Below are 242 nucleotides of genomic sequence, written 5' to 3' on the forward strand. Positions count from 1 at the left end.
TACTGGGCTGCAGAAAAATGATCGGCATGTGGATGGGTGTCGAGAATCCATTCGACAGTCAGGCTGTTATCGCGAACGTAATCGAGAATTGCATCGGCATTGGTCGTCGCCGTTGACCCCGACTTTTCATCAAAATCGAGAACGGGGTCCACTATTGCGCACATACCAGTTGCCGGATCGGACACCACGTACTGAACGCTGGAGGTTCTCTTGTCGTAAAAGCCTTTTACCTGCGGTCGATG

The 242-nt window shown here is 51.7% G+C and carries 1 pseudogene; it reads right to left on the reverse strand.

Annotation, left to right across the window (positions count from 1 at the left end):
- Positions 1-242 (reverse strand): annotated as a pseudogene (locus SB822_RS60220) (MBL fold metallo-hydrolase); the annotation flags it as partial.

It is taken from the genome of Paraburkholderia sp. SIMBA_054, from assembly GCF_046534875.1.
Classification (GTDB): Bacteria; Pseudomonadota; Gammaproteobacteria; order Burkholderiales; family Burkholderiaceae; genus Paraburkholderia; species Paraburkholderia hospita.